The organism is Exiguobacterium profundum, from assembly GCF_001909285.1.
Taxonomy (GTDB): Bacteria; Bacillota; Bacilli; order Exiguobacteriales; family Exiguobacteriaceae; genus Exiguobacterium; species Exiguobacterium profundum.
Window position 1 is genome coordinate 2,056,424 of record NZ_MRSV01000001.1, and the last position, 11,917, is coordinate 2,068,340.

At 47.0% G+C, this 11,917-nt stretch carries 15 protein-coding genes; 1 reads left to right on the plus strand and 14 read right to left on the minus strand.

All coding sequences use genetic code 11. The features are described from left to right. Positions 1-27: 27 nt before the first annotated feature. The 14 genes from ndk to prsW all read right to left on the minus strand — a co-directional run bounded on the left by ndk (position 28) and on the right by prsW (position 10,822). A complete protein-coding gene (gene ndk, locus BBB58_RS10660; RefSeq protein ID WP_015881469.1) occupies positions 28-447 on the minus strand; it encodes a nucleoside-diphosphate kinase in 420 nt (139 codons plus the stop codon). A 92-nt stretch (positions 448-539) separates the two neighbouring features. Further along, on the minus strand, positions 540-1,502 hold the full coding sequence (locus tag BBB58_RS10665; RefSeq protein ID WP_074037186.1) for a polyprenyl synthetase family protein: 963 nt from the start codon (positions 1,500-1,502) through the stop codon (positions 540-542). A gap of 3 nt (positions 1,503-1,505) precedes the next feature. Beyond that, entirely contained in the window at positions 1,506-2,207 is a 702-nt protein-coding gene (locus tag BBB58_RS10670; protein WP_074037187.1) for a demethylmenaquinone methyltransferase, read from the minus strand. Between the two features lie 20 nt (positions 2,208-2,227). Beyond that, positions 2,228-2,800 carry a heptaprenyl diphosphate synthase component 1 gene (locus BBB58_RS10675; RefSeq protein WP_074037188.1) on the minus strand — a complete coding sequence of 191 codons (573 nt, stop codon included), beginning with the start codon at positions 2,798-2,800 and terminating at the stop codon, positions 2,228-2,230. A gap of 126 nt (positions 2,801-2,926) precedes the next feature. Further along, on the minus strand, positions 2,927-3,199 hold the full coding sequence (gene hbs / locus BBB58_RS10680; protein ID WP_015881465.1) for a non-specific DNA-binding protein Hbs: 273 nt from the start codon (positions 3,197-3,199) through the stop codon (positions 2,927-2,929). Between the two features lie 109 nt (positions 3,200-3,308). Then, positions 3,309-3,962 (minus strand): YphF family lipoprotein, encoded by a 654-nt coding sequence (locus BBB58_RS10685; protein ID WP_074037189.1) that lies wholly within the window; start codon positions 3,960-3,962, stop codon positions 3,309-3,311. Between the two features lie 62 nt (positions 3,963-4,024). Continuing rightward, entirely contained in the window at positions 4,025-4,225 is a 201-nt protein-coding gene (locus BBB58_RS10690; protein WP_015881463.1) for a DUF2768 domain-containing protein, read from the minus strand. Between the two features lie 96 nt (positions 4,226-4,321). Then, on the minus strand, positions 4,322-5,347 hold the full coding sequence (locus BBB58_RS10695) for an NAD(P)H-dependent glycerol-3-phosphate dehydrogenase (RefSeq protein WP_074037190.1): 1,026 nt from the start codon (positions 5,345-5,347) through the stop codon (positions 4,322-4,324). Between the two features lie 17 nt (positions 5,348-5,364). Beyond that, entirely contained in the window at positions 5,365-6,675 is a 1,311-nt protein-coding gene (gene der / locus BBB58_RS10700) for a ribosome biogenesis GTPase Der (RefSeq protein ID WP_074037191.1), read from the minus strand. Between the two features lie 137 nt (positions 6,676-6,812). Then, complete coding sequence (rpsA, locus tag BBB58_RS10705; RefSeq protein ID WP_074037192.1) at positions 6,813-7,961, minus strand: 30S ribosomal protein S1; 1,149 nt, start codon at positions 7,959-7,961, stop codon at positions 6,813-6,815. 163 nt (positions 7,962-8,124) lie between these two features. After that, positions 8,125-8,739 (minus strand): lysophospholipid acyltransferase family protein, encoded by a 615-nt coding sequence (locus tag BBB58_RS10710; protein ID WP_074037193.1) that lies wholly within the window; start codon positions 8,737-8,739, stop codon positions 8,125-8,127. Continuing rightward, positions 8,736-9,410, minus strand: a complete 675-nt coding sequence (gene cmk / locus BBB58_RS10715; RefSeq protein ID WP_074037194.1) for a (d)CMP kinase — start codon at positions 9,408-9,410, stop codon at positions 8,736-8,738. The genes BBB58_RS10710 and cmk overlap by 4 nt, the downstream gene beginning before the upstream one ends. 74 nt (positions 9,411-9,484) lie before the next feature. Next, on the minus strand, positions 9,485-10,150 hold the full coding sequence (locus BBB58_RS10720; RefSeq protein WP_074037195.1) for a flagellar brake protein: 666 nt from the start codon (positions 10,148-10,150) through the stop codon (positions 9,485-9,487). Between the two features lie 15 nt (positions 10,151-10,165). Beyond that, positions 10,166-10,822 carry a glutamic-type intramembrane protease PrsW gene (gene prsW, locus BBB58_RS10725; protein WP_074037196.1) on the minus strand — a complete coding sequence of 219 codons (657 nt, stop codon included), beginning with the start codon at positions 10,820-10,822 and terminating at the stop codon, positions 10,166-10,168. 107 nt (positions 10,823-10,929) lie between these two features. On the opposite strand from prsW, the gene BBB58_RS10730 reads away from it, so the two are divergent. After that, positions 10,930-11,901 (plus strand): asparaginase, encoded by a 972-nt coding sequence (locus tag BBB58_RS10730; RefSeq protein ID WP_074037197.1) that lies wholly within the window; start codon positions 10,930-10,932, stop codon positions 11,899-11,901. Positions 11,902-11,917: the final 16 nt, after the last annotated feature.

Here is an 11,917-nt window from a genome sequence, read left to right on the forward strand (position 1 = left end):
GGACAGGTTTCCCCGTCCCTCGAAAAGTCATGAAACGTGTGAAGCCACTTCAGCGAACCAAAGTGAGAGTTCACGTTCCGCGCTATCCACACTATCAGAACCATGAATCACGTTTTGTGACATCGTCGATGCAAAATCACCGCGAATGGTTCCTGGTTGAGCATCCACTGGTTTCGTCTTCCCGATCATTAAACGAGAGACGGCCACGATGTCTTCCCCTTCCCATTCCATCGCAACGACAGGACCAGAAGTCAAAAACTCGACCAATTCACCAAAGAACGGCTTTTCTTTATGCTCTGCGTAGTGTGCCTCTGCGACCTCAACTGACGGTGTCACCATTTCGAGACGGTTCAACGTATATCCTTTGTTTTCGAAGCGTGAGATGATTTCCCCAATCAATCCACGTTTTACCCCATCAGGTTTAACCATTAAAAATGTCTTTTCCATTCCCCAAATCCCCCTAAGTCTATAAATGTGTACGTTGTACGTATTTAGTGTACACGGTCCAACACATTTTTGAAAGGGTTTACATGGGGCATTTACCATTTGCGTTTCCCAATATATTGCGCAATTTCAATTAACGACCGCTTGTCTGGAACATCCGGCAACCCGTCTAGTCGGCGGATGGCACGGTTGACGTAACGATCAATCGTCCGTTGACTGCGTTCTAACGTTCCGTTTCGTTGCACTTCCCGGACGAGAGATTTCGTCACTTCCGTATCCGTCGAGGCGTTCACTTGACGGAGGCGTTCATAAAAGTCGGAATCCTCAGATGAATATAGGAGCGGTAACGTTTTATGACCGTGCTTCAAATCTTCCCCGACCGGTTTACCGAGCTGAAAACTCTTAGCGGTAAAATCAAGCAAGTCATCCGTCATTTGAAAAGCCATACCGATGTCATATCCAAACAGACTTAATTGCCTCACGATTTGTGGAGACGCTCCAGAGATGACAGCTCCTGCCGCACAACTCGTTTCAATCAACAGAGCGGTCTTTCGCGCAATCCGATCTAAATAGCGCTTCGGTGATTGCCCCCACTCAAATTGATCTTGGATTTGATTGATTTCACCGACACAGATTCGTTCCATCGTATCTGCCATGATGCGCATCACTTCTGGTGAATCAATTTCGGATACGAGACGAATCGCTTCTCCGAATAACGTATTCCCTGTATACATCGCTACTGTTTCATCATATCGTTCCATCACGGTTGGTTTGCCACGACGGAGCATCGCGTCGTCGATGACATCGTCATGGACGAGTGATGCCATATGAATCAACTCAAGACTTGAGGCAACTTTCGTCAAACGGATATCTTTCGTCTCACCGAACCCGGCGCTCAGTAAGACGAAGGCGGGTCGGATGCGCTTGCCACCAGCATCGAGTAATTGGCGCGATGCCGATTCAATGACAGGGTGGTCCGTCCTGACTCGAGTAGATAAGAATTGATCGATTTGATCAATCTCTCGGTTCATATGACGATAAAGTCGCTTCAAAGACATGGTTCACCACTTCTTTCCTAGATGCATGGCACATGCACCTCCGGAGAATGTCTTCACTTCGACTTGTTCAAACCCGGCATCTTCGAACATCCGCTTGAGAGTCAAACGGTCTGGGAACTGATCGGTCGACTCCTGCAACCACTTATACTGATCGTATGAACCGGCAAATACCTTACCGAAAAGCGGCATGACCGTTCCAAAGTAAAAACGGTACAACTCTTTAAAAAGCGGTGCTGTCGGTTGGCTCGTTTCGAGACAAACGACTGTTCCACCTGGTTTCAAGACGCGGTGCATTTCACGCAAGACCGTCATGTAGTCTGGAACGTTTCGGAGTCCAAATCCGATTGTGACATAGTCAAAGGAGTTGTCACCAAACGGAAGAGCCATCGCATTTCCATGAAGCAATTCGATGTTCGGCCAAGATTTGACCTTTTCCTCTCCCACTTTTAGCATGTTCTCTGAAAAATCGAGTCCTTTCACAACACCCGTGTTTCCAGCAGCATCTGCCAATTGAATCGTCCAGTCAGCCGTCCCGCAACAAACGTCTAAACATTTAGCCCCCGGAAAGACGTTCATTTTTTTCATTGTTGTCCGTCGCCACCATTTATGAAGTCGGAAGCTGATAATCGAGTTCATCGTATCGTAGCTCGGAGAAATGGACTGAAATACTTCGTATACTTTTTGCTCTTTTTTTATCGGTTGCAACGCGTAACATCCTTTCCGTTCTAAGCGACCGCATGCGCGAGCAACTTCGTGAGTTGCTCTTTTTGGTCTTGTTTAAGCGCTGTCGCTTTCATTTCAATCATTCGTTTCCCGCTCGTTGTCAAATAAGGTTGTTCAATCAGTTCGGAAAGTGTTTGAATCAATCCGACGTTCGCTTCGAGCCAAACGTTCATTGAAACGTTCTTCTCAAGCAATAAGGTGCACTTCGCCGCATTGACCCGCTGTACAGACTGACCGAATCGATCACTGTATGATGATGGAAAGTCCGTCAAGATTTTATAAAACTGAGCCGATGCAAAGTCCCCGGCGAGCACTTTTAATTGGCGTGCCAAAGACCCCTTCGGGCTGCTGTTTACTTGGTCGTGTAAATCAAGCGCTTGATGTGCGAAATAGGTTGCCATCACGAGTTGTCGATGCTCAATCGATTCCAAATCAATCATCTCGACCATCCAACGAAGCAATAACATGTCGACGGCTGGTACAACCTCGTGTTTCGTCAAATAGGGATGATTCATACGTGTTTCGATTTGACGAGCAAGGTCTGTGACAACGAATTCATTTGTCAACTGTTCCATGCTATCCCCCCTCGTCCACTTCATTGTCATTCTGACATAGTATAGCACATTTTTGTCACATTCACGTCATTCGAACTCGTAAACCCAACAAAAAAAGCCGCCTTTCGGCGACTTATGTATTGCAGATTACTTGACCGCATCTTTGAGCGCTTTACCTGCTTTGAATGCAGGAACTTTGCTCGCTGGGATTTCGATATCTTCTTTTGTACGTGGGTTACGACCTTTACGGGCAGCACGCTCACGAACTTCAAAAGTACCAAAACCGATCAATTGAATTTTCTCACCGTTTTGGAGTGCTTCAGTGATTGATTCAAACGTAGCTTCTACGATTTTCGTTGCTTCTTTTTTAGAAACATCGGCTTTCTCAGTAACAGCTTGGATCAATTCAGTTTTGTTCATCACGATTCACCTCCTCTCACAGGGAGTTTACGGGATTAATCATATCGTACAAACGTTGATATGACAACATTTTTTGTTTTTTTTTTCGACATTCACTGTCAAAACAGGTTCAGTTGTTAAAAAAAACGACTTCTCCTTGTTCATCAATTGTGTATCCTTGCGAATAAGCTGGGGCGAATGGAGCATCTTTATAGAGCAAATAACGAATATCTTCGCCAATTTCCGGCGACTCATCCGTCTTTTGAAGCGCTTCCTTCACATCTTCTCGATAGTCTACAAACAGTTGGCCCGTGCCATCCACATAGATCGGAAGTTCACGATCCGAATAAGGACTTGGAATGAACGGCTCTTCTGTGACAAAGATTTTATCATAATCGAGCGTGAACTGATTCTTACCTAATGATCCGTCAAATGGGAACTTGCCTTCTTTTGCCCGAAATGCGTTGATGTTCGTTTGAAGTTGTTGCAACCGCTCAGACACACGCAAGTCGATCAGCTTCACGGTCGGTTCCGTCTCGACATCGACGAGGATATATTGGAACAACCCGCCACCTTCGAAACTATTCGCCGGTGGGTCCGCTAAATAGCCAGGCACGAGACGAGCGAATTCAACTGGGTAACGCTCCATGAGAGGCGTTTCTGCTGGTTTCGTTTTGATTGGCAATACCCCAGATTGCTCACGATAGGCATCGACCGCACTTTGTACCGTATTCAATTGATCTTCGTACGGGATATTGTTGGCCCGCTCTGATTCAGGAAACATACACCCTGCTAACAGTGTCGTCAAAACCAGACTGATAGCGACAATCTTTTTTTTCTTTTCGTTTATCCTCCAGTCGGTCCTGAGACGACGACAAAAATCATGATTACAGTCCCAAATAAGAAAATGATGAAAGCAATCAGTCTGACGAGCGTGGCGAACCAACCGCTCAGTTTCGTATGACTGAGTGCGACCATTAATGCAGCGATGGCGAAAGCTCCGATCCCTGCGAATGATATCCACATTTTGATGAGTGACGGTGTCACGTCTATCCCCCTACTTTCTCTATGTTCTCCAGACTTCAAGAAAAACAAAAAAAAGCGAGGAACTGAACGAAAACGTCAGCTCCTCTCTCAATCTGTCTATTCTTCAAAATGAAAAACTTGTTCCATCTCGTGTTTTTGCGGGCGTCTCATCAATTTTTTCACTTCATCATGAGGACTCTTCCCTTCAAACAACACGTTATAGAGAGCCTCTGTGATCGGCATCTCCACACCCGCTTCTTTGGCGAGGGAATGGGCTGCTTCACAGGCACGGACGCCTTCGACGACCATTCCCATGTTCCCGAGAACGTCTTCTAATTTTTCACCACGACCGATGGCGTTACCAGCTCGCCAGTTACGGCTATGTTGTGACGTCGCCGTCACAATCAAGTCTCCGATCCCTGTCAATCCTGAGAACGAGGCAGGGTTCGCTCCAAGCTTCACGCCAAGTCGAGCAATTTCGACAATCCCACGAGTCATGAGGGCAGCTTTCGCGTTGTCCCCATAACCAAGCCCATCCGTCATACCCGCCGCTAGGGCGATGATATTTTTCAGTGCTCCATCGTACTCGGCTCCAACGACATCAGAATTCAAGTACACGCGGAACTGATCGTTTGTGAGGAGCTCCTGCACTTCATCCGCGACATCAAGGTCGGCACATGCGATTGTGATGGTCGTCGGTTTACGGACCGCAACCTCTTCAGCATGAGTTGGTCCAGTTAATACACCGATTGCCCGACGCTTAGAAGGATCGATTTCTTCGGCGATGATTTCTGAAAGGCGCTTATGCGTTTTTGGTTCGATCCCCTTTGCGGCATGAACGATGGTGACAGGTTCCGTCAACAATGTGTTCAATTCCTTTGAGACAGGACGAATCGCCGAACTCGGGACGACGAGAAAGACGATACTTCGACCATCTAACGCTTCTTTCAAGTTCGTCGTCGCACGAATTGATTCAGGTAATGGCGCGTCTTTCAAATAAAACGAGTTCGTATGTGACGAATTGATTTCATCCACATGTTCTTGTTCACGTCCATAGAGCAGGACATCATGGCCATTATCCGCTAACACGAGCGAGATGGCCGTTCCCCAGCTCCCCGCTCCGATGACAGCTACGTTTGCCATAAGTGGCACCCCCGTTATTAGTTTTTCTGACGAGCCACGATGTGAATCGGTGTCCCGGTGAAGTCAAATGCTTTACGGATTTGATTCTCTAAATAACGTTTATACGAAAAATGCAACAACTCAGGATCGTTGACAAACAAGACGAACGTCGGCGGCTCGATGGCCACTTGAGTTGCGTAGTTGATCTTCAATCGTTGTCCTTTATCCGTCGGTGTCGGGTTCATCGCGACTGCATCGACGATGACATCGTTCAATACGCTCGTCGAGATACGACGGCGATGTGTTTCTGCCACTTGTTTGATGACAGGCAACAATGTCTGCAAGCGTTTTGACGTGAGCGCTGATAAGAAGACAACCGGCGCATAGTCGAGGAATAAGAATTCTTGACGAATCTTCTCTTCCATCTTCTTCATCGTCTTATCATCTTTTTCGACGGCATTCCATTTATTGACGACGATGACAATCGCCTTCCCGGCTTCATGCGCGAGACCTGCGACACGCTTGTCCTGCTCGATGATTCCTTCTTCCCCGTCGAGGACGACGAGAACCACGTTCGAGCGTTCAATCGCCTTTTGTGCGCGCATGACACTATAACGCTCTGTCGATTCATATACTTTTCCGCGTTTACGCATACCTGCCGTATCGATGATGACGTACTCTTGTCCGTCACGTGTGAACGGTGTATCAATCGCATCGCGAGTCGTACCTGCAATGTTTGAAACGATGACACGCTCTTCACCGAGGATTGAGTTCGTCAAGCTTGATTTCCCTACGTTCGGGCGACCGATCAATGAGAACTGAATCACGTCTTCGTTGTATTCGTACTCGTCTTTTTCTGGAGCGAGTTCAAATACTTGGTCTAACAAGTCACCGAGTCCTAACCCGTGCGTACCCGAAATCGGGAACGGATCTCCGAATCCGAGGGAATAAAACTCATACATGAGATCTCGCATTTCAAAGTTATCGACTTTGTTGACGGCAAGAACGATCGGTTTATTCGAACGGAACAACAAGTTCGCAACCTCTTCATCAGCCGCCGTGATCCCTTCACGTCCATTCACCATGAAGATGATGACGTCTGCTTCATCGATGGCGAGTTCCGCCTGATGACGCATTTGAACGAGCAACGGCTCGTCCCCTACTTCGATCCCACCTGTATCGATTAAATGGAACTTACGGTTGAGCCACTCTCCTGTTCCGTAAATACGGTCACGTGTGACACCCGGTTTATCATCGACGATCGAGACACGATCACCGATGATACGGTTAAAAATTGTGGATTTTCCGATATTCGGACGGCCAACGATGGCCACTACTGGAATTCCCATAACAACACCTCACTAACTTTCTATCAAAATTTCATCATTTCATCATTTCGAAACGCAACTTACCTATCATATCACAGGCAAAATTAAGTGACCATACAAAAAGAAGCGGGAGCATGACTCCCGCTTGAACGATCATCTTATTTAGAGTCGTCCGAAGAATCATCACCTGTCAATTCTGAGACAGAGAATCCTCCTTGGTCGCTATATTCATCAAGTAACGCTTGATCATCATCTTGACGAGTCGGTTCAGATGATTCGAGCGCACGCATCGACAATGAGATTTTCTTATCATCGAGATGAACATCTAGCACCTTCACCTTCACTTCTTGGCCTTCTGACAAGACTTCAGACGGCGTCGCGATGTGACGGTTCGCAATTTGCGAGATGTGAAGCAGACCTTCCACTTGTGGTGCGACTTCGACAAACGCACCGAACGTCACGAGACGTTTGACAGTTCCTTCGATGACATCTCCCGGCTGGATCTTCCCTTCAATGGTTTCCCACGGACCAGGTTGTGTCTCTTTAATGGAAAGTTTCACTTTTTCATTATCTAATTCGAGCCCGAGCACTTTCACTTTCACGCGGTCGCCTTCAGTTACGACGTCGCTCGGCTTCTCGACGCGGCTATGTGCCATTTCCGAGATGTGAACGAGACCGTCCACGCCACCGATATCGACGAACGCCCCAAAATCAGTTAATCGTTGGACTGTTCCTTCGATTACTTGTCCGACTTCAAGCGATTCGAGCGTTTCTGATTTCTTCGCGCTCATCTCTTCTTCGACAACTGCTTTATGTGACAAGATGACGCGATTTTTTTCGCGGTCTTTCTCGACGACTTTTACGGTAATTGGGTTATTCAAGTATGACGAGAAGTCTTCGACGAAGTGACTTTCGACAAGGGATGCAGGGATAAATCCACGGATTCCAATATCGACGACAAGACCACCTTTGACCTTATCTTTCACCATCACTTCAAACACTTCACCTGATTCGAATTTTTCAACGATGCGATCCCATGCTGCTTCGGCATCGACGTCTTTTTTCGAAACGACTACTTCTTCGTCCGTGACCTTTTTCACTTTGACACGAATCTCGTCGTTCACTTGGAGTGATTCGTTTAAATCGTCTAGATGCATGCTTGATACTTCGCTAATTGGCAAAATCGCTTCGGTTTTATAACCGATATCGATCAGCGCTTGCTTATCCTCGATTTTGACGACTGTTCCGGTCACAATTTGACCACGATTAATTTCAAAATCAGGCATATCTTTCATTTCTTCGACCATTCCAACACTACCCCCTCACGATGAGTACAAAAAGGAGCGCCAAAGGCGCTTACACCTAGTATAAATCTCTTATAATTCCGAGAATTTGTCAAGGCGTTATGAAGATTGTACCTCTATTGAAAGAAGTTTAAACCTCAATTCCACAATCCGTTTTTTACTTCGTTTACGAGTGCTTCAAGTAGAGTTCGGAAATCGTATCCATGATCAAGTCGGCCGCTTCTTGCGCACTCGCCTTACGTGCTTTCAATTCTGACAAGTCGATCGGCTTCCCGATAACAACACGGAGTTTTGCGCGAAACTTATACTTGCCAATGATGGCAATCGGTAAAATGTGTGCATCCGAACGCATCGCAAAAAAACCGACACCGGCTTGCGCCTTTCCAAGCGTACCGTCTTTTGAACGCGTTCCTTCCGGAAAGATAGAGATGACTTCATCCTCTTTCAACTTTTGAAGCACGACACGAAGCGCTTGTCGGTCACCTTCCCCACGAGATACTGGAATCTGACCTGCACGCTTCAAAATATGCTTCAGTACCGGGACACTAAAAAGTTCTTTCTTCGCAAAAAATCGGAGCGGACGCTGCTTTGGAATCGCACATGCGAGAAGCACCGGGTCCCAATTTGACTGATGGTTCGAACAGACAAGGATCGACCCGTCCATCGGAACATTCTCCCGACCGATGAATTCGACCTGAAACGAGAAGCGTTGAATGACGTTCACGACGCCTCTCGCCAATCGATACATGCCGAACGGTCCATTGTTTAATGGCTTGCTCATGCTTTCACCTCTTCAATTAATCGTTCAATTGCTTGAACCACTCCGTCAATGGACAACGTCGTCGTATCGAGGAAATGGGCATCTTCAGCTTGACGGAGAGGTGCCACTTCACGCTCAGAATCGCGTTTGTCACGAAGCGCAATCTCTTCGATCAGTTGTTCATAGTCGCTCGGGATGCCTTTCGAGATATTTTCTTCATGGCGACGACGGGCACGTTCTTCGACCGAAGCGGTCATAAACACTTTTAAATCGGCATTCGGCAAGACATGTGTTCCGATATCGCGGCCGTCCATGACGACACCGCCTTCTTTAGCCAAATCACGTTGAAGGTCCATCAAGGCATCACGCACTTCAGGTTGACGTGCGACGAAACTGACGTTATTCGTCACTTCACTCGAGCGAATGACAGACGTCACTTCTTCCTCACCGTCAAATACGCGTTGTCCCTCTTCCGATGGGACGAGTCGTAATGACATGTCCTCGATCATCTGAGCAAGTGCTGGTCCATCTTCGAGCGCAATCCCTTCGTTCAAGGCGCGATACGTTACCGCCCGATAGATTGCACCTGTATCGATGTACACATACCCTAATTGTTTCGCAAGCGACTTGGCAATCGTACTTTTCCCAGCACCCGCTGGTCCGTCTAAAGCAATTTGTAATGATTTTTTCATACAAAACGGGTATCGAGTGTTCCCGATACCCTCCTCCTCTCGGTCAATAATCCCGAGAACATCATAACAGTTTTTTATCTTGAAGAAAATACAGACCCTGTCCGCTTTCGCGCTTCAAGCTGAACACGGAAGCAGTATCGTAAAATCGTCTCTTGGTCACGAGGGGTCAAATCTTCAAATGCCAGAGACAGTTCTTCTTTCACTTCCTGTTTATGTATGCGCACAAGACGGCTCTTAAGACGGAAGTTCTGGGGCGAGCCATGCTCATCCTCAATTCGAAACACGACAATCAGGGACTCATCTACTTCGATTGGAGCGCGGTTGGCGATGATTTTCATCCCCCCAGCAGATATGTCAAGAGATGTTGTTTCGAACGATTCGAAACTTTCCTCATCGGTTGCAAGAACGGTCACGTCAATCATTTCTGGAACACGTAAATATTCACGACGCTGAATCCGTTTGATTTTTTTCTCATCTGGCAAATTGAACGCATAGCGTAATGTCATTTGGGCATCGCTGATTCGCTTCACGACTTTCGTGTCGAATGCGAACAGCTGATTGTCTCCTTGGAAGAAAAAGACCCGCATGGCCTCCTCTTCATGTAAAAAAAATGTTTTGAGCGTCATCATGTCACTCGGCGACTCAATCCATACGACTTGATCGGTTATGGCTGCAATTTTCGTTTTCCCCTCTGCACGCCCTTCCACTTCGATTCTCAGTTCTTGACCTTCTTTTAACATACTGATTCTTCCCCTTTATTTAAATTGTCGACGATTGGACAAGTTTGCCGCTCGCACGAGTAAAAGTGCCACGGTCCATAAAATGACGATATAAAGCACGGCAGGAAGCTTTTGATTCGGTTCGAGTATCAAAATCAAATCAAACGTTCCGTGGATGACCGTCGCAGAAAAGATTGCCATGAACAGCCAGAGCCGTTCTCGAATCGAATGCTTCGCTCGTCCTAAGCAGTACCCCATCACGACCGCGAACAAAGCGTGCCCGCTCACAGGCAGGATTGCTCGCCAAATCGCAATTTCTAATGAATCGTACACCCATAAGTATAAAAAATTCTCTAAAGTCGCAAAGCCTAATGAGCAGGCGACCGCATAGAGAATCCCGTCGTAGTAATCATCAAAGACTTTATGTATATATATTGTATAATAAATCATAAACCATTTAAAAAACTCTTCAAGCAGGGCAGTGGCGACATACGCCTGCCAAAACGGTCCAGTAAGCACTCCCTCTTCAACGAACGCATATTGGATAAACATGATCGGGAACACGAGAACGGCTCCGGCCACGAAAGAACGAATCACATATCCGAGCGGTTCTGCCTCCAACTCATGGCGTAGATAGAAGTAGGAAAGAAGGGCGAGCCCAGGTGCAACCGCAGACAAGGCGATTGCGATCATGATGCATCTCTCCTTTCTCTCCCTAGCATACACTGAATTGTCTGAAAGAAAAAGTAGAGAACGCCTAGAAAATGGAAATCTTCATAAAAATAATTAGGAGGACACTTATGAATCATTTATTACTGATCCACACCGGCGGTACTATCGCCATGTCACAATCCGGCACAGGACACGTCGAACCGAGCGATGTCAATCCAATCGACGCCACCCTTCCGAAAGCGACGGATATTGCTCACATTACAACAAAGCACTTTTCAAATATCCCGTCACCTCACATGACTCCAGAGAAGATGCTTGAATTGGCACAGTTCATCCAACGTGAACTGACACAAGACACGTATGACGGAGTCGTCATCACGCACGGTACCGATACATTAGAAGAGACGGCTTACTTCTTACAAATCACGCTCGGTGCGCCTGTCCCAATCGTGTTGACAGGAGCGATGCGGTCCTCGAACGAGGTCGGTTCGGACGGAGAATTTAATTTGATCACAGCGCTTCGCGTCGCAAAAAGCGAAGCGGCTCGTGGAAAAGGCGTGCTTGTCGTTTTCAACGGTGAGATTCATTCGGCATTCAACGTGACCAAAACGCACACGTCTTCAGTCGACACATTCAAGTCTGTGCACTTCGGTAACGTGGGTATGGTCACAAAGGACCATGTACTCATCTATAGTCAACCAGCAACGAGACAACCGAAAATGATTCTGTCCATCTCAAAACGTGTAGCCGTGTTGAAAGTCGTCGCAGGAATGGAACCAGATTTACTTGAATCTGTAATCACGCTTGGGTACGACGGACTCGTCCTTGAAGTGTTAGGGCAAGGAAACGTTCCGCCGACCCTCTTGTCCGCACTAGAACATTTAGTCAAAGAGATTCCCGTCGTGATTGTCAGCCGTTGCTTCAACGGAATCGTTCAAGATGTTTACGGTTACGACGGGGGTGGCAAACAACTGAAAGAGATGGGTGTCATTTTTTCAAACGGATTGAATTCACAAAAAGCTCGTTTACGACTCCTCGTCGAACTCGAGTCCGGCTCATCCCAGTCAGTCATGGAACATAGCTTTAGCTTCCAGCAATAACCTTGCGCAACTGCGC